This window comes from Enterobacter sp. ECC_219_Taxon_10 (genome assembly GCF_058354905.1).
The window spans coordinates 4,587,240-4,610,886 of the sequence record NZ_CM178005.1 but is presented as its reverse complement, the minus strand read 5'-3'; the positions used below and the strand labels follow the sequence as shown (position 1 = coordinate 4,610,886).

Sequence of the window (23,647 nt, the reverse complement as noted above, 5' to 3'; positions counted from 1 at the left end):
TATGAAAAGTAACTCTATTTTTATGCAGCACCGCCTGGCGGCGCTGTTAACGGCCGCGGCTTGCCTGGCATCGGCTAAAAGTACCGCCAATAGTGACGGCTTATTAGCCTTTGCGCCTGATGCCCCTGCGGTAAAATCTCGCATGGTGATGGCCTCGACACCGCCCGCACCCGCTGCGCCGTTAGTGGAGCAGGCGCCGGTGACACACGCGGCCGCCGCGCCGAAACGTGATAATACGGCCCGCACGCCCAGCGAAAGGGAAATTCGCGCCCTGTTTAATGATGCGGTGAATACCGCGCTCAGTATCAGCCCCGAAGTGCGCGGCGCAAATTACAATACGGAAGCGGCAGAAGCGAATGTTGACGAAGCGAAAGGCCAGCGCTGGCCGCAGATTGATGTCGGCACCCGTTCCAAAAGTTATCAGTTTGGTGGTGGTGAGCGTCGCTACAGCGACAGCCGACCGGCGGTCACCGTGAATATGGCGACCACACTGCTCGATTTTGGCCGCACCAGTAACACCATCAAAAGCCGTGAAGCCCTGCATGACGCGGCGAAAAATAACGTCGATGCCCAGGCGGAAGAGATCGCCTGGCAGGTCAGCAGCGCGCTCATCGAACTGAGCAAGCAGCGCCAGATCATCAGCCTGAGCCAAAAGTATGTGGCCCGCATGAATGAGCTGGTCAACATGCTGGACGGGATCGTGAAGGTCGATCAGGGGCGCCGCAGCGAGCTGACGCAGGCTCGGGGGCGCTTGCTTCAGGCGCAATCATCTCTGGACACGGCCGTCTCACGTGCGCGAGATACTGAAATTACCCTTAACCGCCTGCTGGGGGACAAAAAAGTACCCCTGCCTACGGCGACGACCTGGAACCTGAAACCGGGTGAACTGACGACACAGCTTTCGGCCATCGACACGCATCCGACGATTCGCCAGGCTCAGGCGGAGACCGCGTCGGCGCTGGCGGATGCGGATGTCGCGCGCTCGGCCTCTTACCCGACAGTGACCTGGAACGTGGGCAAAAGCACCGGGCGTGACGAACTGGGGCGTGAACAGTCCTGGGAGACGGGTGTGAACGTGAGCTGGCCGATTTTCCGCGGCGGTTCTCAGCGAGCCGCTGCACTCTCTGCCGCGCGTCGTGCGGACGCCAGCAGAGAAACCATAGAAAAACAGTTACGCGATTTGGATAACCGCGTGCGCGCGGCGGATCAGGACGCCCGCAGCATGCTGGAACGCGCTGAGTTGTACCATGACTTAGCCTTTGAATCCGATCGCATTCGCCATGATTTCTTCGATCAATGGTACCACCTTGGCAGACGAACCCTGCTGGATGTGCTGAGTGCAGAAAGTGATTATTACGGTAACCAGGTTGCAGAAGCCACCAACCGCTTTGACGCTTACGCTGCTATTTTTCGTAGTTATGCCAGTGCGGGAACATTATTGCAGTGGCTGAGAAAGCAGTAATCAGCCATTTTTATAATGACCCACACAGCAGGCACAGAAAGAGAGTGCAGATGAATCAGTATTCAGGAAAGAAAATTTATATCGCCTTACTCGACGATCATCCGATTGTCCGCAAAGGGCTGGAAATTATTTTCAGCCAGGAGCCGGATTTCGAACTGAAGGGCAGCTTTGCCAGCCGCATTGATCTGATTAACTTTTTACGTACCAACCGGATTGATGTGCTTATCCTCGACTATTTGCTCGGGGATGAAGACATTGACGGATTGCCGATGATTAAGCAGTTAATGAGCAATTTTCCCTGGCTGAAAATTTTGATCTCATCGACGCTGGAAAATACCGCCATTGTTCGTATGGCGCTGAAGGCAGGCGTGCGCGGGCATATCGGCAAAAGCCGTGACGCCTCGGAAGTGGTGGATGCCGTGCGCCGCGTGGCGGCTGGGCATATCTGCCTTTCCGAAAGCATGGAGAAGGAGTTTTATCTTATCTCCGAGCCATCTGCATCCGGTGACGCTGAAGATGAACAGCATGTAATTGACGGCATTGGCCGTCTGGACCAGCTTTCTGCCCGGGAACTGGAGGTGTTACGCCTTTTCCTTTCCGGTATGTCGGTGCTGCAAATTTCTGAGAAGTTCAGCCGGAGCCGCAAAACGGTTAGCGGCCAGAAGAAATCCGCAATGAAAAAGCTGGGCGTGAAGACCGACCCGGAACTGTTCCTCTGGCACGACCAACTGCTGTGAGTGTTGTCCGGCGGCGCTACGCTTGCACGGGCCTACAATAAATCGTTCAATTAATTGATATTATTGTCGATTGTAGGCCAGCTCAGCGCGGCGCCACCCGGCAAGAAGTACTGTTACGCAGCGCCGTCGCCAGATCGCTAATAGAGCACGGCTTAAACAGACAATCGTTCATTCCCGCCTGCAAACACCGTTCCTTAATCTCATGCATCGCATTGGCGGTAAAACCAATAATCCATGCCGGTGTCCGGCCCTGCTCACGCTCAGCGTTACGCATCATGCCCGTTAGCTGATAACCGTTGATGCCCGGCATATTGCAGTCGGTGATAACCACATCAAAGGCAGTATCGGCCCAGATTTTGAGGGCCTCATCGCCACCGGAAGCCAGATGCGCGTGCTGCCCCAGCCAGGCCAGCTGTTTGGCCAACAGGATGCGGTTTGCGGGATTGTCATCCACCACCAGCACGTTAAGCGCCGGTAACTTTTCATCTTCCGCATCAGGCTGGGCAGGCGGCGTAACGGCACGGGTAACTTTAGGCAGGGAGAAGGTCGCCCTGACGGTGGTACCGACATGCTTTTCGCTGGCGAGCGTGAGCGTGCCATTCATGCTTTCACAGATGGTTCGGCTGATATATAACCCAAGGCCGGTGCCCGCCCGACGATTGTCCGCCTGGCTGAATGGCTTAAAGAGTGCGGCCTGCTGGCTGGCATCAATACCGATACCGCTGTCCTGCACCTCAATGACAAACTGGATGTTATCGGTGCCGGGCTCCACACGCTGCGATAAGGTCAGCGTCACGCTGCCGCGGTCGGTAAACTTGATGGCGTTGCTGAGCAGGTTGGAGAGCACCTGCTTAATACGCAACGGGTCGGCATAGACCTCATACAGCGCCTCTGTCGGGAAGACCTTATTCAACTGGATATTTTTTTCTATCGCCACGCCCTGGAACACCCGCATCATGTTGTCGATGAGTTTGCCGAACTGCACGGGTTCCGGGTTAAAATCGAGATGCCCTCCCTCGATACGGGAGATATCCAGGATATCGCCAATCAACCCCACCAGACCCTCTGCCGAGTCGTAGGCGACTTCCAGCGCCTGAAGATCGTGCTCGCCCTTGCGCCCTTTTTTCAGAACGATGTCCAGCATGCCGATAATGGCGTTCATCGGGGTGCGGATCTCATGGCTCATGGTTGACAGGAACACCGATTTTGCCCGGTTAGAGTCTTCGGCGCGATCTTTCGCCTCGCTCAGTTCCGCCAGCAGCGATTCACGTTCGGTCAGCATCTCGCGCAGCTGGGTGAGCTGCTCGTTCAGTTGCCTGCGCAGCGCCGCTTTACGCACAATCTGCCGACGTAAATAGAGCGCCCATCCCAGCGCTAATAGCACCAGAACGGCGCTGAAGACACCCGTGGCAATCAGCACTTCGCGATAGCGATACCAGAAGCTGTCGACCACCACCAGCTCGTTGGGTCGCCAGCGGTTCGCCAGGTTTTCCATCTCAATGGGTGAGATACTCAGCAGGACTTTATCCAGAATGCTCTGCAGTTCCGGGCTTGCCAGGCCAACGCCAAAGGAGATCCAGGCGGGGGAGTCGCCAACAATCGAAACCACCTTCAGCTTGTCCTGAAAATTGGTGTAGATCTGGTAATCCGTCATCACCAGAATACCTATTGCCGCGTCGGCATCGCCGTTGGTGATGCTGGCGAGCAGCTGCGATTCATTGCCCACGTGAACAATTTTGATCTCCGGGTAACGTTCGCGCACCAGCTGCTCCACGCCGATGTTTTTCACCAGCGCCAGGCGTTTGCCGCGCAGGTCGGCCAGCGTGTTAATGTCGTTACGTGAGGATGATGTGGCAAGAGCAAACGCGCTGCGTAAGTAGGGCCGCGTGAAGAGGACCTGACCCTTGCGCGCCTCGCTCGGCGTCACTGACGCGAGCATGTCAGCCTGCCCGTGGTTGACCTGGGCTATCAAATCATCGGTGGTATTGCCGGTCTCAAAGCTAAAGCGCAAGCCGGTGCGCAATGACACCACGGAGAAGAGATCCGCCACTACCCCGCGCAGCATCCCCTTGTTATCGATAAAGGAGACCGGGGCGGCATTATCCTGGCTGTAGATGAGCACGTTCACCACCGGATGCCGGGCGATCCACGTTTTCTCCTGGTCGGTAAAGACCAGCGACTTGGTTCCCTGTGCAATATCGACCCGATCGGGCTGCCAGCGGCGATAGAGATCCAGCTTTTCCTCTTCGGGTACCGCGCGGATGGTCGCGTTAATCAACTGGTTAAGCAGCGGGTTATTCTGGCTCAGGGCGAACCCCACTTCACGGTTGGGCAGCCGCGAGATGCGATCGATATGAATATTGTTTAAATAGTTTCGGCTCAGCGAATAGCTGTTACCGAGATAGGCGCGTGAATGCCCAAACGCCACGGCGCTCAGCGCTTCCTGATAGCTGTCAAACAGGCGAAAGCGCGCGTTGGGATAGGCCGCTTTCACCTGTGCCAGAGGCAGGTAGTCCCGGACCATCGCGACGTCGGTGTTAGCAAGGTCGTCCGCGAGAGGCTGGGTATCCCGGTCGTTCGCCCCCAGCACCGGTTTATCGCTGGCATAGGGCGTTGAGAAGACAAATGCGTCGTTGGCGTCAAAGGCGGAGACAGAGGGGATAAGATCGATATCACCGCGCGCCAGCGCCTGCCACAGCTCTTCCTGCGAGTCGTACATTTTAACCTGCACCGGCAGATTAAGCTGCCAGGACACCAGGCCGAGATAGTCGGCGCTCAGCCCCTCATATTCATGGCGTATGTTGCGCATGCCGAAAGGAGGCACGTCATAACGTGTGATACCCACCGTCAAGTTTTGCATATGCTTTAGCAGCGTTGCCTGCTCTTCGGTGAGCGGCAAGCGACTCATGCCCTCAATGGGGGTGCGCATCAGAATCTTATATTCTTCGCTGTGTGCCGGAGGCATCACGAATAAAAATAAAACCAGAAGCAAAAAACGACGAAGGTAGTGACGCATAACTTTTTATAACGCTCCTGAGCATAAGATACTGAAAGTGATATTCTGATTAAACGTTAAAAGCATTGTTATAAGACAAGGCTTGGTTATTATTCTGGCGATTGTGAATAACGAAAAGCACAATGTCTGGTCAGGAACGTTATTATTTCTACGCTATCCTCTCAATACTAATATAAGCGTGCATTTTCGCCTGCTTTTTGCTGCTTAAATCCTGCGCCATCATTGACTGCCGGGAACATCAAGACGGGTCTTGTCGCTTACTTTACAGACGAATGGGAAAATCATACGCACGATTATTTGATTTTGAGCCTGGACAATGCGTCGATCCCTTCAACCTCATTCATCTGCTGCAAAACAAGAAGCAATGCGTCAGACATTTGCTGCCCTGGCGGAGCAGTACCGTCATGCAATGGCCGTGACGGATTATGCAACGGCCTCGCGCTGCTGCGAAAAAGCGCTGGCCGTTCTGCCGCATAATATGTCGGTACAGAGCGATTACGCCCTTAGCCTGATGCGTGAGGGAAAACATGACAAGGCGTACAAAGTCTACCGCAAGATTTATCAGTCGCCCCGTCGTCATGAAGCGTCTGAAACCTGGCTCGATGGCCTGGCGGAACTGTGCGGCCATATGGGCAAAACGGATGAAATGCGCGCGTATGGTCTGGAGTCATTGACCCTCTCTGACCAGCGTTTTCGTCAGGGAACCGCCTGGCCGCTGCCCCAGACACCACCGCCACCTTTTCAGGCGGATTGCCCGGAAAAAAACATTATCGCGTTCAGTCTGTATGGCGATCTGCCGCGCTACTGCGAAACCTTAATTAAAAACATTGAGGCCGCCGCAGAGTTGTTTCCCGGCTGGCGCTGTCGCGTGTATCTGGATGACTCCGTGCCCCAGCACGTCTGGCAGCGGCTGGCGCAGGCGGGTGCCGCGCTGGTGGATATGAGCCAGGAAAAGCGCATCTATCCCACGCTGTGGCGTTTTCTGGTGATGGATGACCCGCAGGTCGAGCGTTTTTTAGTGCGTGACGCTGACTCTCTGCTCTCTGAACGGGAACAGGTTTGCGTGGAAGACTGGCTGCGCTCGCCGTTTTATTTCCACCATATGCGCGACTATTTCACCCATACCGAGCTGTTGCTGGCAGGGATGTGGGGCGGCTGTGGCGGCGCGATCCCAGACGTGGAAGGAATGATGCGTCAGTTTGTGGCGAGCTACCGGGGAAGCGCCCGTTTCACCGACCAGTATTTCCTCAAAGTGGCGATCTGGCCTACGGTCCGGCAGAGCATTTTGAATCATGATGAGATCTTCGCCTTTCACCATGCTCAACCGTGGCCTGCACATCCGCCTGTTCGCTGGCAGACTGAGCACTTCCACGTGGGCAGCAACGCCGGGTTTACCGTGCTGGCGGGGCCGAGCGAGAAAGCCAGCGGTGAAAAGCAGGCTGTCGTATTACGGATTGAGGGGGAGAGCTATCGCTATACGGCGTTGGTGCGTGATGGGCAGTGGCGATTGCCTATCCCATTCTTCCTTGCTGACGGTTTTCGCGCGGGCGAGGTGCAGGTTGAGGTTATTACGCAACCTGATTACGTCTGAGGCGCAACGTCTAGTCCTGTCTGGACCAGTAGCTCCGTCTCAATACCCGAATGGTGATAAACCTCATATTGCACGCCGTTCACGGTAACGGAGCCTCTGGCTTTCATCCATTCTCCTGGCTCTGATTCTGCAGGAAGCAGATCGGACAGATTGACCCGCTGCCCGGGAGGGCCTTTTATCAGTAGCTGCTGATTAACGTCGTCGATAAAAAGACGCTCTTCCCCCTGAATGAAAATATCGCCGAGCGCGATTTCGACCAGTGCAGGAAATTGATCGTCAGTCGCCATCTCTTTATGGGCATCGGCAGTGTTTTCGCCGTGGGCAGTTAACGTGTTATTCATTTTTTGTGGAACCTGTTTACGCATAGCAAATCTGCTGCGTTTTTACCTTCCAGCAGGGGAGGGGACAATAAGTCCGGTCTTATAAAAATCCGCTGACGATAGTTTTTAAAAACAAGACCGACCTTAATCCCGACTTGCCCACCTATTGCTAAAATTCCTGCAAATTATGGCGGTTATCCAGACAATGCAGAACGAAGCGCGGTTGCTAAAATTAACGCTGTGCCAGCCTGCTGATTTCCAGCCCTCACTTTTCAGGGAACGACTCCAACGATGCGTTTTATCACCGCCCGGTTAATTAGCCTTTTTATGCTGCTTTGCAGTATCGGGCAGATTCAGGCCCAGGAACTGACCCTGCAACGCCGCGTGCAGGTCAATGCGCCGCATGTCCAGTTTAGTGGTGACGTGCAGCAATGGCTGAAACACAATCAGACGCTTCACGTGGGCGTCTGGGGGCCGCCGCATCCTCCTCTCAGCGAAGGCATGGGGCACGGACTTTTCAGCGGGATTGCGGCCGATTATCTAGCGCTGCTGGAAGATAGCCTGAAGGTCAACGTCAAACTCCACTATTACAACCAGAGTCGTGATGCTTTCCAGGCGCTGCGTCGCCATGAAATTCAGATGGTGGCGATGTGGAACCCGGAGCTGTGGCCAAACGCCGAACTGGTGACCACGCCGCCATGGCTGCTGGATAAGTCGGTCTTAATGACCACTCGCGAGCGAGCCGATGGCGCGCCTGAAGAGAGCCCAAAGACATTAGGTTTGATGACTGATACCAACGCCAGCCCGGCGCTGCGTCGCCACTATCCCGGCAGTACGCTCCGTTTCCAGTCCTGGTATCCTTCAGCAGTCAGCGCGCTGGCGTTTAAACAGATAGATGCCCTGTGGATTAACCGGGCCAGTGCGGAGTACCTTACCCAGTATCATCAGGCTCAGGGGATACGCTGGCGCTACAGCCCGGCGCTGCCCAATCTGAACATGAGTTTTGGTGTAGATCGCCAGCTGCCGCAACTGGTGGAAGCCATCGACGCGGTCTTCAAACATATCCCCTTAGCCAGCCGTTTGCGTATTACCACCAGTTGGGGGCTTAACCGGAGCTTCGTCATTACCGCCAATCCGCTGGCGCTGGATCGGGAGGAGGAGAACTGGCTGCGTGAGCATAGTCAGATCCAGGTGATTCTGGATAGTCGCCAGCGCCCGCTCTCGTTTCTGGAGGATGGCACGCCAGCGGGTCTGGTGGTTGATCTGCTCAACCAATTTAGCGAGCAGTATGATATTCACTTCACGATATTGACCGCCGGTAGCGACGACGAACTCAACGCGTTAAAGCAGAATAACCCGGATGCGCTGGTGCTCAGGCAGGTGGCTGACGTGTCGCAAAAAACGTCCGCGGCCATGGCGATGACCTCGCCGTTGCTCACCACGCCGGCCGTGGTGGTGATGGATCAGACGATCAAACGACCGGACGATTTTGCCCAGCTGAAGGGTGAAAAGTTGGCGATTATGGCCGACGATCCGCTGCGCCCCTGGCTGGAAACCTGGTATCCTACAATCAAACTGGTGTCGTTGACCCACATGGACGACGCGCTGGCGCGGTTGAAAAAAGGCGAAGTGCGCGGTGTGATCGCGCCGCAGTTTATCGCCAACTACCTGGTAACGCGCCATCATCCCACCCGTTTTCATCTGGCCGTCACGGTGCCTGTCCCCCTCATCGATGTCGTCATTGCCGCGCAAACCGGGACCAGCCAGCCAGTTAATATTCTCAATAAAGCGCTGGCAGATATGCAGCCGCAGGCACTGATGCAGCTGGCGGGTGACTGGCGACAAGCGGCCATCGACAATAGCGAAACCTGGGCGCAAAGTTCATTACTCAATTCTCTGGTCTGGGGCGTACTGCTTCTGCTGGTGGTGACAGGGTGTTGGTTATGGATACAGTATCTGCGCGCCGCGCTTCGCCGTGGCAATGTCTTGCAGCGCCAGCTTACCGAACAGTTACGTTTTACCCAGGCGCTGATCGACGCCTCGCCCGTGGCGCTCTACGTTCGCGATCGTAACGGCCATCTGCTGCGCTACAACCAGGCCTGGGCAGATACCATCGGCCAGCCGGGCGATGCCTTCCAGGGGCAGCCAGTAACCGCGATCGACATGGTAGAACCGGCGGTGCTGGCGAACCTGGAGGCGAAATACCAGCAGGCGTTACAGGATGGGCAACCGCAGAACTGGGCTGACAGTTTTACGATAAACAACCAGACGCGCTACCTGCAGGGCTGGATTGTGCCGTGGCACGACAGCCAGGGTGAAATTGGTGGTCTGATTGGCGGCTGGCTGGATGTCACTGAAAAAGAGCTGCTGATTGCTCAGCTCTCTGAGACCAAAAGTAATCTGGAGCAGGCGATAGGCAGCAAGAATGCCTTTATGCAGACGATGGGGCATGAAGTGCGCACCCCGCTCAGCGTCATCACCGGCCTGCTGGAGATGGAGCTTCAGGCGCTCGATGCGCGGCATGAGCATAATGAAAACCTGAATCTGATTTGGGAATCCTCCCTCAACCTGCTTTCGCTGATCGGCGATATGTTTGACGTCTTCCGTGCAGATAACCCGCAGCTGAACGGAACGATGCGCAGCACGCATCTGCCCCAGTTAATCCACAGTACCGTGGCGCTTTACCGGCAGCAGGCTGAAGCGAAAGGGATCACCCTGAACGTGCTGATCGAGCTCTCTGTCGAGCGTTTTACCACCGATCCGCTGCTGATTATTCGCATCCTCTCCAGCCTGCTGCGTAACGCCATCAAGCATTCGAATGGTCAGGATATTGACGTTGAAGTGTATGAGGGCAGCAAAGAGCCGAATGCCACGACGATCCCGCTGGTCATCGAAGTGTGCGATCGGGGCGAGGGCATTGACGAGCACCTGATTGAGGACATTGCCAGACGAGCGCACCACGTGACGCTGAAATCAGAGTGGACCGACACCGGGTTCAGTTTACCGGCCTGCCTGTATATGGCCCATGCCGCCGGTGCGGAGGTACGTATCGACAGTGAACCGCATGAGGGCTGCGTGGTGAGCCTTCACTTCAACGCGGTGCCTGCCGCCAGCAAAGTGCTAACCCCTCCGCCTGTCGAACATATGCGCAGCCTGCATATTCTTGGGGTCGACGACTATCCGCCAGCACGCCGTGCGCTGCGGCAGCGGCTGGAGTCCTGGGGGCACCGGGTTTCGCTGGCGACACAGGGGGCGGAGGCGCTGTCGATGTGGCAGCAAAATCCTGGCCGCTACGATGTGATTATTACCGACTGCACGATGCCGGAGATGGACGGCTATGAGCTGGCGCAGCAGATCCGTCATACCGAACAGCTTTATGGTCATCCGCCTGTCCCGATATTCGGCCTGACGGCGATGAGCGGCGCAGAAACGGCAGCGCGCTGTATCGATGCTGGTATGAATGAATATCTGGAGAAACCGCTGACGGCGGAAAAACTCCAGACGCTGCTGGATCGTTATTTTGCCGGCAGCAGCGCGAAGCCTGCCCTGGAGAGCGATGCCACGCGGGCGCTGCAGGCCGAAATGGTGGAGGTGAACAGACAGGATGCCAGCCAGTTGACGCAGTGGCTCGCACAGAAAAATCGCGATAAGGTTGGCCGTATGGCGCACCGTATCAATGGTGGCGCAAGGATGATGAGCATGACATCTTTGCAGCAAGCCTGTGAACAGCTGGAAACGGCCTGTAACGACGATCGACCCTGGCAAGAGATTGACCTTCTGGTCAACCGCGTGCTGGAAGAGATAACCCGGTTTAATCAGCAGCTATCGTCAGACGAAGAGGTAGGATGAACGAGCCCCCCTGCGCACAAAAACAGCTACAGAGCGCCTGCGCGCTCATCGAAAGCGTTCTCGGAAGCGAGCTGATGGCAATTCACTTATACGGTTCGGCGATGGACGGCGGCCTGAAGCCGCTGAGCGATATCGACCTGCTGGTCACAGTACGTTCGCCGCTGCGGGATGAACAACGCCATACCTTGATGCAGAAGCTGCTGGCGATTTCGGCCTGGCCCGGCACGTCGGAGATTTACCGGGCGCTGGAAGTAACGGTCGTAGTCTGGTCGCAGATTGTGCCATGGCACTTTCCGCCCGTGCGGGAACTGCAGTTTGGAGAATGGCTACGGGATGATATTACAAACGGGAAATACGAACCGGCGCAGCCCGACCCCGATCTGGCGATTTTACTGACCAAAGCGCGTCAGAACAGTCTCCCTCTGCGGGGAAAAGCGGCCTGCGAGTTGTTCGAGGTTGTACCAGAAAACGATCTGCTGGAGACCTTTCGTCAGACTCTGGCGCTGTGGAGCAGTGCTGACGATCTTAAGGGTGATGAAAGACACATCCTCCTGACGCTGGCGCGTATCGGGTATAGCGTTGAGACGGGTAAGATCGCGGCTAAAGACGAGGCCGCTGCCTGGCTGCGGCCGCAATTGCCCGAAGCTCATGCGAAACTGCTTGAGGAGGCGCGTGCAGAGTATCTCGGGTTGGCCACCGTGGACTGGGCAGAAAAAATGCCGCAGGTTGCGGCATTTGTCCGTGATGTCAAAAAAGCGATACAGGAAAAAATGGCGTAGTGCCATCCTGTAACGCTCTGGTTAGCGCATCGTCACAAACTCTTCCGCCGCCGTCGGGTGGATCGCCACGGTATTGTCGAAGTCTTTTTTGGTTGCGCCCATCTTCAGCGCCACCGCAAAGCCCTGCAGGATCTCGTCCATGCCGAAGCCGATGCCGTGGATGCCGACAATCTTCTCTTCCGGGCCCACGCAGACCAGCTTCATGCGGCACGGCTGGCGGTGGGAGGTAACCGCGGTATACATCGCGGTGAACGCCGATTTATACACTTTCACCTGGTCGTCGCCATACTGCTCGCGCGCCTGCGGCTCGGTTAAGCCGACGGTGCCGATTGGCGGGTGGCTGAAGACCACGGTTGGGATATTGCTGTAGTCCAGATGCTCGTCCGGCTTGTTGTTGAACAGGCGCTCGGAAAGACGACGTCCCGCCGCAACGGCGACCGGCGTCAGCTCAACGGCACCGGTGTTATCGCCGACCGCGTAAATGCCCGGAACGCTGGTGTTCTGGAACTTATCGACGACGATGTAGCCTTTATCGTTGGTTTTCACGCCCGTTACAGCCAGGTTGAAGCTGTCGTTCGCCGGTTCACGACCAATCGCCCAGATCAGGCAATCAACGGTCTGGCTGCGGCCATCTTCCAGCTCAAGCGTCAGGCTGCCGTCCGCGTTTTTCACCACCGCTTTTGGCACGGCATTAGTGTGCAGGGTCGGGCCTTCGGTGTTCATCACTTCGACCAGGGTATCGACAATCAGCGGGTCAAAGCTGCGCAGCGGCGCGTGCTTACGCACGAACAGGTGCGCTTCTGCGCCCAGGCCGTTAATCACGCCGGCCAGTTCCACCGCGATGTACCCCGCGCCAACAACGGCAACGCGTTTTGGCAGGGCAGGCAGCTCGAAGAAACCGTCGGAGTCGATGCCGTATTCAGCGCCCGGAATGTTCGGGTGGCTCGGACGGCCGCCGGTGGCGATCAGGATGTGATCGGCGGTGATCGTCTCGCCGTTCACTTCGATCGTTTTCGCGTCCACAAAGCGGGCAAAGCCGTGGATCACGTCAACGTTATTTTTACCCAGCACGTTGTCGTATGAGGTGTGAATACGGTCGATGTAGGCGGTACGGCTGGCGATCAGCTTGTCCCAGTCGAAGTGATTGATAGTGGTGTCAAAGCCGTAGTCCGGGCCATACATATGGATAGCTTCACGGATTTGCGCCGCGTGCCACATCACTTTCTTCGGTACACAACCCACGTTCACGCAGGTGCCGCCCAGCGCTTTGGCTTCAATCAGCGCACACTTCTGGCCGTACATGGCCGCGCGGTTGATGGAGGCGATGCCGCCGCTGCCGCCGCCGATTGCGATGTAGTCATAATGCTTAGTCATAGCTTTTGTCCTTAATCGTGAATTGCCGCGATTGTATACCTGAAATCAATAGTTTCCACCGATGGCTGCGATTACTCCGGCACGATCCAACTGACGGTGGCGTGGCCTGTACCCGCTGGCACCAGCGTTTTATGCAGCCACGGCAGCACGTTGTTCATCTGCGCTTCGAGCTTCCACGGCGGGTTGATCACAATCATCCCGGAGGCGGTCATGCCGCGCTGGTCGCTGTCCGGGCGTACCGCCAGCTCAATCTGCAGGATTTTGCGGATGCCGGTCGCCTCCAGATCTTTGATCATGCGTTTGATCTGCGCGCGCAGCACTACCGGGTACCACAGGGCGTATGTCCCGGTGGCGAAGCGTTTGTAGCCTTCGTGGATGCCGGTCACCACCGCCTGATAGTCGGTTTTGATTTCGTACGGCGGGTCTATCAGCACCAGGCCGCGACGGGAAACCGGCGGCAGCCTGGCTTTCAGCTGCTGGTAGCCGTCGGATTTTTCCACGCGGGCGCGGCTGTCTTTCTGGAATTCAGAACGCAGCAGCGGGAAGTCGCTCGGATGCAGCTCGGTCAGCTGGAGGCTGTCCTGCTCGCGCAGCAGCTGGCGTGCAATCAGCGGCGAGCCCGGGTAGTAGCGAAGCTGGCCGTTGCGGTTGAAGTGATTCACCACGCCGATGTACGGCTCCAGCTCGGCAGGCAGATCGTCCTGTTGCCAGATGCGGGCAATCCCTTCCATATATTCGCCGGTACGCTCAGCATGTTCGCCGCTCAGTTGGTAACGGCCCGCGCCCGCGTGGGTGTCCAGATAGAGAAACGGCTTCTCTTTCTCTTTGAGCGATTCGATGATCAGGCTCTGAACGGTGTGTTTAAGGACGTCGGCGTGGTTGCCTGCGTGGAAGCTGTGGCGATAACTGAGCATGGGTATTGATATTCCGCTGAATTGACGATTTGCCACAGTTTACAGCAGAACGGCACAGATTACCCGTAGGCCCGGTAAGCGCGGCTATTGAAATCCTCTACACTTAACCCCATTACTGAACAATATGCACAGCGCCGGATGCGCGCTTCATTCACCTATTTCAACAGGACAGCGTTTATGACCAATCCATTACTGACGCCTTTTTCGTTGCCGCCGTTTTCTAAAATCCTCCCTGAGCATGTTGTTCCAGCCGTTACCCGGTCGCTGGAAAACTGCCGTGCGGCGGTAGAAAGCGTGGTTGCGCAGGGCGGGCCGTACACCTGGGAAAATCTGTGTCAGCCGCTGGCCGAAGTGGACGACGTGCTGGGGCGCATCTTCTCCCCGGTGAGCCACCTGAACTCGGTTAAAAACAGCCCGGAACTGCGCGAAGCTTACGAACAAACTCTGCCGCTGCTCTCTGAGTACAGCACCTGGGTTGGTCAGCACGAAGGGCTGTACAAAGCCTACCGTGACCTGCGCGACGGCGACCACTATGCTGAACTGAACACGGCGCAGAAAAAATCCGTCGATAACGCCCTGCGTGATTTTGAGCTGTCCGGTATCGGTCTGCCAAAAGAGAAGCAGGTTCGCTACGGTGAAATCGCCGCGCGCCTGTCCGAGCTGGGCAACCAGTACAGCAACAACGTCCTCGACGCCACCATGGGCTGGACAAAGCTGATTACCGATGAATCCGAACTGGCCGGTATGCCTGAAAGCGCGCTGGCGGCGGCAAAAGCCCAGGCCGAAGCGAAAGAGCAGGAAGGTTTCCTGTTAACGCTGGATATCCCAAGCTATCTGCCGGTGATGACCTACTGCGACAACCAGACCCTGCGTGAAGAGATGTATCGCGCGTACAGCACTCGCGCCTCCGATCAGGGTCCGAATGCCGGTAAGTGGGACAACAGTCCGGTGATGGCGGAGATCCTCGCCCTGCGCCACGAGCTGGCCCAGCTGCTCGGCTTCGACAGCTACGCCGATAAATCCCTCGCCACCAAAATGGCGGAGAACCCGCAGCAGGTACTCGACTTCCTGACCGATCTGGCGAAACGCGCCCGTCCTCAGGGCGAGAAAGAGCTGGCCCAGCTGCGCGCCTTCGCGAAAGCGGAGTTCGGCGTAGACGAGCTGCAGCCGTGGGATATTGCCTACTACAGCGAAAAACAGAAGCAGCACCTCTACAGCATCAGCGACGAGCAGCTGCGCCCGTACTTCCCGGAAAACAAAGCCGTTAACGGCCTGTTCGAAGTGGTGAAACGCATCTATGGCATCACCGCCAAAGAGCGTACTGATATCGACGTATGGCACCCGGACGTGCGCTTCTTCGAGCTGTATGACGAGAAAAACGAGCTGCGCGGCAGCTTCTACCTTGACCTCTACGCGCGTGAAAACAAGCGCGGCGGGGCGTGGATGGACGACTGCGTGGGCCAGATGCGTAAAGCCGACGGCTCCCTGCAGAAGCCGGTCGCCTACCTGACCTGTAACTTCAACCGTCCGGTGAACGGCAAGCCTGCGCTGTTCACTCACGACGAAGTGATTACCCTGTTCCACGAGTTCGGTCACGGCCTGCACCATATGCTGACCCGCATCGAAACCGCAGGCGTTGCCGGCATCAGCGGCGTGCCGTGGGATGCGGTCGAGCTGCCAAGCCAGTTTATGGAAAACTGGTGCTGGGAGCCGGACGCGCTGGCGTTTATCTCCGGTCACTATGAAACCGGCGAACCGCTGCCGAAAGCGCTGCTGGATAAAATGCTGGCGGCGAAAAACTACCAGGCGGCAATGTTCATCCTGCGTCAGCTGGAGTTCGGCCTGTTCGACTTCCGCCTGCACGCGGAGTTTAGCCCGGAGCAGGGCGCGAAAATCCTTGAAACCCTGGCCGAGATTAAAAAGCAGGTTGCCGTTATTCCAGGGCCAACCTGGGGCCGCTTCCCGCACGCGTTCAGCCACATCTTCGCGGGCGGCTACGCGGCGGGCTACTACAGCTACCTGTGGGCCGACGTGCTGGCGGCGGATGCCTTCTCTCGCTTCGAAGAAGAGGGGATCTTCAACCGCGAAACCGGCCAGTCGTTCCTCGACAACATCCTGACCCGTGGCGGGTCTGAAGAGCCAATGGTGCTGTTCAAACGCTTCCGCGGCCGCGAGCCGCAGCTGGATGCGATGCTTGAACATTACGGGATCAAAGGCTGATTGTTACGTGAAGATCTGCTTAGTTGATGAAACGGGCGCCGGAGACGGCGCCTTATCCGTTCTGGCGGCCCGCTGGGGGCTGGAGCACGACGAAGAGAACCTGATGGCGCTGGTGATGACGACAGCGCATCTCGAATTACGCAAGCGCGACGAACCGAAGCTCGGCGGGATTTTTGTCGACTTCGTTGGCGGGGCGATGGCGCACCGGCGCAAGTTCGGCGGCGGTCGCGGCGAAGCGGTGGCCAAAGCGGTCGGCATTAAAGGAAGCTATCTCCCGGACGTGGTGGACGCCACGGCGGGGCTGGGGCGTGATGCCTTTGTGCTGGCGTCGGTGGGCTGTCATGTGCGCATGCTGGAGCGCAATCCGGTGGTGGCCGCGCTGCTCGACGACGGGCTAGCGCGAGGCTACGCAGACCCGGAAATCGGCCCGTGGCTGCAGGAGCGCTTGCAGCTTATCCACGCTTCAAGCCTGACGGCGCTGACCGATATCACCCCGCGCCCGCAGGTGGTCTATCTCGACCCTATGTTCCCGCATAAGCAGAAAAGCGCGCTGGTGAAGAAAGAGATGCGGGTGTTTCAGTCGCTGGTGGGGCCGGATTTAGACGCAGATGGCCTGCTGGAGCCGGCTCGTCAGCTCGCGACGAAGCGGGTGGTGGTGAAGCGTCCGGACTACGCGCCGCCGCTGGCGGACGTTGCCACGACCAACGCGGTGACCACTAAAGGACACCGGTTTGATATTTATGTCCCCTCACCCCAACCCCTCTCCCCATAGGGGCGAGGGGCTCGATCGTTCCCTCTCCCCTATGGGGAGAGGGTTAGGGTGAGGGGTAAGCTAAGGTTTGTGCCTTACTTACTCGTCTTCTTCGTCACGCAGTGGAACAATCAGCATATCCACGTGAACGGTGTTAATCAGCTGGCGCGCGGAAGACATCAGCTTGCTCCAGAAGTCCTGATGGTGTCCGCATACCACCAGATCCATATCGTATTTCTTAATCGCATCAACCAGTACCTGGCCCAGGTCGCCGCTGCCGCTCAGGGTTTCGGTGATTGGATAGCCCGCGTTGGTGGACAGTTCGCTCAGGGCATGGTGAGTCTCTTCGGAGATGCGTTTCTGCATATCGCCGAGATTTACGTCGATCAGACCGGTGTAGAGGTCGGAGTAATTCACATCAACGTGAATCAGGGAGACTTTCGCGTTGTAGGGACGTGCCATGGATACTGCTTTATCAACCAGCACTTTGCTCTCCGGAGAGAGGTCTACCGCGATGAGAATGTGTTTGTAAGCCATAGTGTTACTCCTTCCTTAAGTTATCGATGACTAAATGAGAATGCCGTCGTCTGATACTTTCATTACGGCCCAGTTAAACATATTTTTCAAGCTTTGGTGTTGATAACGATTAACCTTGTGGCAAAAAAATTAACGGATCTCCTACACTATTTAATGAGCCGTTCGGATATTAAAACGCGAACCGGATCGACTTTTGGTCATTCTTTCACTGAACTGTCTGTCAGGGCATTGGGGTGCGGTAGCTCAGGAGCCTTGCTTCGTGGGCGGACGCCGGGGAGGATGTATGATTAGCACCGTCGCATTGTTTTGGGCGTTATGCGTAGTTTGCATAGTGAATATGGCGCGCTACTTCTCATCGTTACGTGCGCTGTTAGTGGTACTTCGTGGTTGCGATCCGTTGCTGTATCAGTATGTGGACGGTGGAGGGTTCTTCACCTCGCATGGACAGCCCAGCAAGCAGATGCGTCTGGTCGGGTATATCTACTACCAGCGCTACCGCGATCATCACGATGAAGAGTTTATCCGTCGCTGCGAGCGTCTGCGTCGTCAGTTCATTTTGACCAGCGCCCTGTGCGGGCTGGTCGTGGTCAGTATGATTGCATTGATGATTTGGCACTGAGCATTACAGCAGGCGGGGTAAGCCCCGCCTTGTTACATCTGGCTCAGGGCTTAACGGAGAACTGGAGATTTGAAACAGTATCCTCAATCGAGATGACCTTCCCGCTATAGGTAATTTTCACTTCTCCGTTTGCATCAATGCTGGCAGAGGTAATTGTGCCTGTACCTTCAATGACCGGATGCTTCATAGCGAGCTGATGGATAATGTCAGTATCTTCCCCTGCTATCTTTTGCGAGAGATAGTAGCGGTAGATTGTTGGCACGGTTGCGCCGCCTTGGTTGTTCACGGTCATATAGAGCCAGACGCGGTCAGATAATTTATAAACGCGTTGAAGTTCATCACTCGCTTGCCGGTTGGGCTGGTGGTTGAGCCAAAAAAATCCAATGACCAGAGCTAAAAGCGATAGTGTCACAAGGCGATGAATCCATTTAGTAGCCGTTTTGAATGACATAATCTGTTTCGTCCGTGGAATGTTTGTCCTGAGATGACTCTCTACTAGGATAATTATTTGTGCAGGGAAAATCTGAACGAATAATGTTCAGATTGTACTGATGACAGCAATGGGTTGAGTAAAACAACAGCCATAAAAAAAGCGGGCCAGTTTCCTGACCCGCTTTTTTGTCGCCTTCAAGCGATTAAATCAGCTTCAACGAAATCCAGTACAGACCGCCAGACAGCAGGATGGACGCCGGAAGGGTGAACACCCAGGCCATCAGAATGTTGGTCACGGTTTTGCGCTGCAGACCGCCGCCGTCAACAATCATGGTACCTGCCACGGACGAGGAGAGTACGTGAGTGGTGGATACCGGCATACCGGTATAGCTCGCCAGACCGATAGATACCGCCGCCGTCATCTGCGCGGACATACCCTGCGCATAGGTCATGCCTTTCTTACCGATCTTCTCGCCGATGGTGGTCGCTACACGACGCCAGCCAATCATTGTACCAATACCCAGTGCCAGCGCGACGGCCATGATGATCCAGATAGGCGCGTACTCGATGGTGTTGAGCATGTCGCTTTTCAGTTTCTTCAGCAGACGTTTGTCGTCAGCATTCACCTCTGGCAGCTTCGCGACTTTATCGGTCACGTCAGAGATGCAGAGCATGATACGACGCAGTTGACCACGCTGTTCAACGGCCAGTTTGTCGTAGCTTTCGATATTACCCAGCATGCCCTTGGCGCGTTCCAGCGCGTTAATCGCGTTAGCCGGATGGCAGTGGAATTCGCCCGGTGCCGTCGTCGCACCTGATTCCGGGGAAGGAATCAGCTGATCAACGCCGGTCGCTTTTTTCAGCAACTCAGGGTGCTGCTGGAAATAGGTCTCAACGTTGTTGACCGCATCACGGGTACGGGTGATTTCGTAACCAGAAGCGTTCATGTTCACCACGAAGCCCGCCGGTGCGACGCCGATCAGAACCAGCATCACCAGACCAATGCCTTTCTGCCCGTCGTTCGCGCCATGAGAGAAGGCCACGCCGATAGCGGAAATGATCAGGGCGATACGCGTCCAGAACGGCGGCTTTTTCTTGCCGTCTTTCTTCTCACGCTCAGCTGGCGTCAGGTGGATACGCGCGCGTTTCTTCGTGTTGCTCCAGTAGCGACGCAGGATGAAAATCAATCCACCCGCAACCACCAGGCCCACGATAGGGGAGATGATCAGAGAGCCGAAAATACCCAGTACTTTAGGCAGGTTCAGCGCATCAACAACCGATGTCCCGGTCATCAGGGCGTTGGTTAACCCGATACCGATAATCGCGCCGATGAGGGTGTGAGAGCTGGATGCAGGCAGGCCGAAATACCAGGTACCGAGGTTCCAGATAATGGCAGCAAGCAGCATTGAGAACACCATGGCAAGGCCATGACCGGAACTCACGTTAAGCAGCAGATCCGTTGGCAGCATATGCACGATGGCATACGCAACGCTCAGTCCGCCCAGGAGGACACCAAAAAAGTTAAATACCGCCGCCATAACGACCGCAAGCTGCGATCGCATTGCGCGAGTGTAGATAACCGTTGCTACTGCGTTTGCAGTGTCGTGGAAGCCGTTGATCGCTTCGTAAAACAGTACAAAAACCAGAGCAAGCAATAGTAAAAGCCCGGTATGTAAATCCAGGCCGGCAAACAAATGTAGCATAGGACGTTACGCCATTTTGAGGACATGAACGCGGCGCATTATCCAGGACAAATGCGCAACGGGCAAAGTGAAATATAGACTTTTTTTGACATACCACCTGATTTGAGAAAAGTGCCTGAAAGGATAATCGTTAAATTTCAATGGAATGGCTTTGTAATATCTTTTTACGCTGGTGTGACCACAGAGGAAACTTTACAATCCGCGGCAGTTAACGAAGAGGGTTTTGACGTGGAAAGGTTTGATGCCGTGGTAATTGGCGCCGGTGCGGCGGGTATGTTTTGTGCGGCGATGGCCGGACAGGCGGGTCGTCGCGTACTGTTGCTGGACAACGGAAAAAAGCCAGGCCGCAAAATCCTGATGTCGGGCGGCGGGCGCTGCAACTTCACCAATCTTTATGTCGAACCCGCGGCCTATTTGAGCCAGAACCGTCATTTTTGCAAATCTGCGCTGGCGCGATATACCCAGTGGGACTTTATCGACCTGGTGGGTAAGCACGGCATCGCGTGGCATGAAAAGACCCTGGGGCAGCTGTTCTGCGACGACTCCGCGCAGCAGATTGTCGATATGCTGGTGGCCGAGTGCGAGAAGGGCGGCGTGGTGATGCGCCTGCGCACGGAAGTGCTGGAGGTGGCTCGCGACGAGCAGGGCTACACGCTGCAGCTGAACGGTGAAACCGTCAGCGCCGATAATCTGGTGATCGCCAGCGGCGGCCTCTCGATGCCGGGTCTGGGCGCGTCACCGTTCGGCTATAAAATCGCCGAACAGTTTGGCCTGAAGGTTCTGCCAACCCGCGCCGGGCTGGTGCCGTTCACGCTGCATAAGCCGCTGCTGGAGCAGCTTCAGACGCTTTCCGGCGTCTCTGTACCTTCAGTCATTACTGCCGAAGACGGGACGGTATTCCGCGAAAACCTGCTCTTTACCCACCGCGGTCTCTCCGGCCCGGCGGTACTGCAAATCTCCAGCTACTGGCAGCCGGGGGAATTTGTTACGGTGAATCTGCTGCCGGACTGCGATCTCGGCGCGTTCCTTAACGAGCAGCGTACCGCGCACCCGAATCAGAGCCTGAAAAACACCCTGGCGATGCAGCTGCCAAAACGTCTGGTGGAATGTTTGCAGGTGCTGGGGCAGATCCCGGACGTGTCGCTCAAGCAGCTTAACAGCCGCGAGCAGGAAGCGTTGGTGGATACGCTAACGAACTGGCGCGTTCAGCCAAACGGCACCGAGGGGTATCGCACGGCGGAAGTGACGCTGGGCGGCGTTGACACGAATGAGCTTTCTTCACGCACGATGGAAGCGCGTAACGTACCGGGGCTCTACTTTATCGGCGAAGTGATGGACGTTACCGGCTGGCTCGGCGGATATAATTTCCAGTGGGCGTGGTCGAGCGCCTGGGCGTGCGCGCAGGCGCTGCAAAACGCGCAATAAATTGCCGGGGAGTCTCCTCCCCGGCAGTGTTGCTCCATTCAGATGATGTAAGAATTAATCCGGGATGATGTAATCCGCAATGCGGAAGGTGACTTTACCCGTCCAGCTGTTATCACGGTAAGAACCAATGGCGAGACTGTCCTGAGTGAAGCCATTGAAGTTCCCGGCCGCAATGGAGGCACCGAATTTTTCATACTGATTTTTACCCCAGTAGACTTTCGCAACACCTTCACTCACCAGCGTATTAATATCGATCATGCCTTCATCATCAGCGTAATCATCCAGGCTTTTACCGCCGTTGATCACATACACGGCGCCGACCTGAGTGCCGCTGGAGTTCAGCGCATTCGGATCGCCAATCACCAGATCCTTCTTACCGTCACCGTTCAAGTCCACATTACCGAGAATGCTGTTCCCGAACCCTGCCAGCTTGCTGCCAGGCCTGTCGGCGTAGATAGCATAGCCATCTCGTACGCTAAATTTTTTGTTGTAGTTCAGCCGGGTGTGCGCCGCATCAAGGAACAGGGATGATGGCAGCTTACTGCCGTCGGTCTTACCTTTGATAATCCAGACCAGCCCGGAACGTTTTTTATCGATACCCATGTCGGCAGGGGCGCTAATCGCAAAAGCGTTATAATGTGTACTCAGGAAGTTACCTAACGGCGTAATGGTGCCGTTATTGGGCTTATCCTGTGTATAGGCGCTATGATCGTTACTCCCTTCACCTCCGCCGGACTGACCGCCAAGGAAAGCTGCCCCCATACCGTGAATGCGGGTTGCCTGCGTCGCGTTTAACGAGGCAATGTCGAGATTCCCCTGGTTGAAGCTGCTGCCGTAGACAAGATAAGCCGTACCGCGCCCATCAGTGCCGCTGTTTTCGGATTTACGGCCTTCATTGACGGATTCCGGGTCGACGATCAGATAATCACTGAAGCCGTCGCCGTTAATATCCCCGACATCGCTGATCTGCTGTCCAAGGTTGTAGTTAAGCGGTTTCTCCGGACCGTTGGTGGCGGTCATCTGCGGACGAATATAGGCGCCGGTTGCGGCAGGGATCTCCCAGTCGCCCAGGTTGTTGCGCTTAATATCGATATTCTGCCACTGGTCGCCTGGCTTTTGGGCGCCGTAGATAATGACCGCGCCGCCGCGTCCGCCAGTGCCTTCGATATCGCCGATAGCGAGATCGACCATCTTGTTAGCCACTGCAGAATTTTTATATTTAATTGGGCCTACCGCGGCGCCAAACCAGCCGCCGGTATTCGCATTGCCTGAAGAATTCACCGTACGGATGCGAATACCCAGGCGAGCGTCGCCGTTGTCGATATCATTGAGGTCAATCTGATTAGAAAGACGCGCGCCTGTACGGTGATGCGGCCCGCCCCAGATAATATAGACCTGATCATGCCAGTGGGAGGCGATAACTAAATCGTCATATCCATCACCGTTAATATCACCAATTTTGCGTACCGCAACGCCCATCCATTTTGTCGTCACTGAGCCGGGCTTATTCGCTTTATTGCTGTGGAAGATTTTAAGCGCGTTTTGCGGATCGAATTCACCTACGTTGTTCACTTCCTGCATGGTTTTACCGCCGGAAGTTCCGAAAATAACGTAGGCAATCCCTTTCGCGCCATCCCCCCAGGGGGCCGTGATCACAATATCTTCGCCCGCGATATGTGTGCCGTTGTCCTTATCGGAAAACTTACCGATAGTGGTCATTGTCATACCGAAATAGTCATTACTCTTTTCACCCTTGATGGCAAAAGGCGCTGAGTAGGGCTCAATATCGCTGGCGATGGCCTGAGATGCCGTGAAGCCTGTACCTAATAAGGCCGCAATGCAAAATGCTATGCGCGTTTTACTTTTTAGTTTCATGCTATATATCCTTATACAAATCCATTTTTAAATACCCGGCAAC

The 23,647-nt window shown here is 56.0% G+C and carries 17 protein-coding genes; 9 read left to right on the top strand and 8 right to left on the bottom strand.

Going from position 1 to position 23,647, the window contains the following annotated elements; genetic code table 11:
• Window position 1: 1 nt before the first annotated feature.
• Together AC4ICF_RS22000 and AC4ICF_RS21995 are read left to right on the top strand one after the other, a co-directional pair.
• Window positions 2-1,462, top strand: coding sequence for a TolC family protein (locus AC4ICF_RS22000; protein ID WP_316380215.1), 1,461 nt, complete (start codon window positions 2-4; stop codon window positions 1,460-1,462).
• 50 nt (window positions 1,463-1,512) lie between these two features.
• Complete coding sequence (locus tag AC4ICF_RS21995) at window positions 1,513-2,199, top strand: response regulator transcription factor (RefSeq protein WP_116342818.1); 687 nt, start codon at window positions 1,513-1,515, stop codon at window positions 2,197-2,199.
• Between the two features lie 82 nt (window positions 2,200-2,281).
• Here AC4ICF_RS21995 and AC4ICF_RS21990 read toward each other — a convergent pair whose 3' ends face one another.
• Window positions 2,282-5,128 carry a transporter substrate-binding domain-containing protein gene (locus AC4ICF_RS21990; protein WP_316380216.1) on the bottom strand — a complete coding sequence of 949 codons (2,847 nt, stop codon included), beginning with the start codon at window positions 5,126-5,128 and terminating at the stop codon, window positions 2,282-2,284.
• Between the two features lie 451 nt (window positions 5,129-5,579).
• On the opposite strand from AC4ICF_RS21990, the gene AC4ICF_RS21985 reads away from it, so the two are divergent.
• Window positions 5,580-6,806, top strand: a complete 1,227-nt coding sequence (locus AC4ICF_RS21985) for a tetratricopeptide repeat protein (protein WP_166712580.1) — start codon at window positions 5,580-5,582, stop codon at window positions 6,804-6,806.
• On the opposite strand, the gene AC4ICF_RS21980 is transcribed toward AC4ICF_RS21985, so the two are convergent.
• Window positions 6,797-7,171, bottom strand: coding sequence for a Biofilm associated protein A (locus tag AC4ICF_RS21980; protein ID WP_243865752.1), 375 nt, complete (start codon window positions 7,169-7,171; stop codon window positions 6,797-6,799). The genes AC4ICF_RS21985 and AC4ICF_RS21980 overlap by 10 nt on opposite strands.
• 246 nt (window positions 7,172-7,417) lie before the next feature.
• Here AC4ICF_RS21980 and AC4ICF_RS21975 point away from each other — a divergent pair, with 246 nt between their 5' ends.
• Window positions 7,418-10,975: a response regulator gene (locus AC4ICF_RS21975; protein WP_316380217.1), complete on the top strand. Its 3,558-nt coding sequence runs from the start codon at window positions 7,418-7,420 to the stop codon at window positions 10,973-10,975.
• The gene (locus tag AC4ICF_RS21970) at window positions 10,972-11,754 is read left to right on the top strand and encodes an aminoglycoside adenylyltransferase family protein (protein WP_316380218.1); all 783 of its coding nucleotides are present in this window, start codon (window positions 10,972-10,974) and stop codon (window positions 11,752-11,754) included. Before AC4ICF_RS21975 ends, AC4ICF_RS21970 begins: the two co-directional genes overlap by 4 nt.
• A gap of 21 nt (window positions 11,755-11,775) precedes the next feature.
• Here AC4ICF_RS21970 and gorA read toward each other — a convergent pair whose 3' ends face one another.
• Entirely contained in the window at window positions 11,776-13,128 is a 1,353-nt protein-coding gene (gene gorA / locus AC4ICF_RS21965; RefSeq protein WP_116342808.1) for a glutathione-disulfide reductase, read from the bottom strand.
• Between the two features lie 71 nt (window positions 13,129-13,199).
• The gene (locus AC4ICF_RS21960) at window positions 13,200-14,042 is read right to left on the bottom strand and encodes a 23S rRNA (adenine(2030)-N(6))-methyltransferase RlmJ (RefSeq protein ID WP_316380219.1); all 843 of its coding nucleotides are present in this window, start codon (window positions 14,040-14,042) and stop codon (window positions 13,200-13,202) included.
• Between the two features lie 177 nt (window positions 14,043-14,219).
• Here AC4ICF_RS21960 and prlC point away from each other — a divergent pair, with 177 nt between their 5' ends.
• Window positions 14,220-16,262: an oligopeptidase A gene (gene prlC, locus AC4ICF_RS21955; protein WP_302220503.1), complete on the top strand. Its 2,043-nt coding sequence runs from the start codon at window positions 14,220-14,222 to the stop codon at window positions 16,260-16,262.
• Between the two features lie 7 nt (window positions 16,263-16,269).
• Complete coding sequence (gene rsmJ / locus AC4ICF_RS21950; RefSeq protein WP_316380220.1) at window positions 16,270-17,034, top strand: 16S rRNA (guanine(1516)-N(2))-methyltransferase RsmJ; 765 nt, start codon at window positions 16,270-16,272, stop codon at window positions 17,032-17,034.
• Window positions 17,035-17,112: 78 nt separating this feature from the next.
• Here rsmJ and uspA read toward each other — a convergent pair whose 3' ends face one another.
• The gene (uspA, locus tag AC4ICF_RS21945) at window positions 17,113-17,550 is read right to left on the bottom strand and encodes a universal stress protein UspA (protein WP_003861223.1); all 438 of its coding nucleotides are present in this window, start codon (window positions 17,548-17,550) and stop codon (window positions 17,113-17,115) included.
• Between the two features lie 283 nt (window positions 17,551-17,833).
• Between uspA and uspB the strand changes: the two genes are divergently transcribed.
• Window positions 17,834-18,169 (top strand): universal stress protein UspB, encoded by a 336-nt coding sequence (gene uspB / locus AC4ICF_RS21940; protein ID WP_003861224.1) that lies wholly within the window; start codon window positions 17,834-17,836, stop codon window positions 18,167-18,169.
• A gap of 43 nt (window positions 18,170-18,212) precedes the next feature.
• Here the strand turns inward: uspB and AC4ICF_RS21935 are convergent, their stop codons facing one another.
• Both AC4ICF_RS21935 and pitA read right to left on the bottom strand, forming a co-directional pair.
• Window positions 18,213-18,620 (bottom strand): hypothetical protein, encoded by a 408-nt coding sequence (locus AC4ICF_RS21935; RefSeq protein ID WP_316380221.1) that lies wholly within the window; start codon window positions 18,618-18,620, stop codon window positions 18,213-18,215.
• Between the two features lie 184 nt (window positions 18,621-18,804).
• On the bottom strand, window positions 18,805-20,304 hold the full coding sequence (gene pitA, locus AC4ICF_RS21930; protein ID WP_116342802.1) for an inorganic phosphate transporter PitA: 1,500 nt from the start codon (window positions 20,302-20,304) through the stop codon (window positions 18,805-18,807).
• A gap of 228 nt (window positions 20,305-20,532) precedes the next feature.
• Here pitA and AC4ICF_RS21925 point away from each other — a divergent pair, with 228 nt between their 5' ends.
• Window positions 20,533-21,729 (top strand): BaiN/RdsA family NAD(P)/FAD-dependent oxidoreductase, encoded by a 1,197-nt coding sequence (locus tag AC4ICF_RS21925; protein ID WP_163330616.1) that lies wholly within the window; start codon window positions 20,533-20,535, stop codon window positions 21,727-21,729.
• Window positions 21,730-21,783: 54 nt separating this feature from the next.
• Here AC4ICF_RS21925 and AC4ICF_RS21920 read toward each other — a convergent pair whose 3' ends face one another.
• Window positions 21,784-23,604: an integrin alpha gene (locus AC4ICF_RS21920; RefSeq protein WP_116342800.1), complete on the bottom strand. Its 1,821-nt coding sequence runs from the start codon at window positions 23,602-23,604 to the stop codon at window positions 21,784-21,786.
• Between the last annotated feature and the right edge of the window lie 43 nt (window positions 23,605-23,647).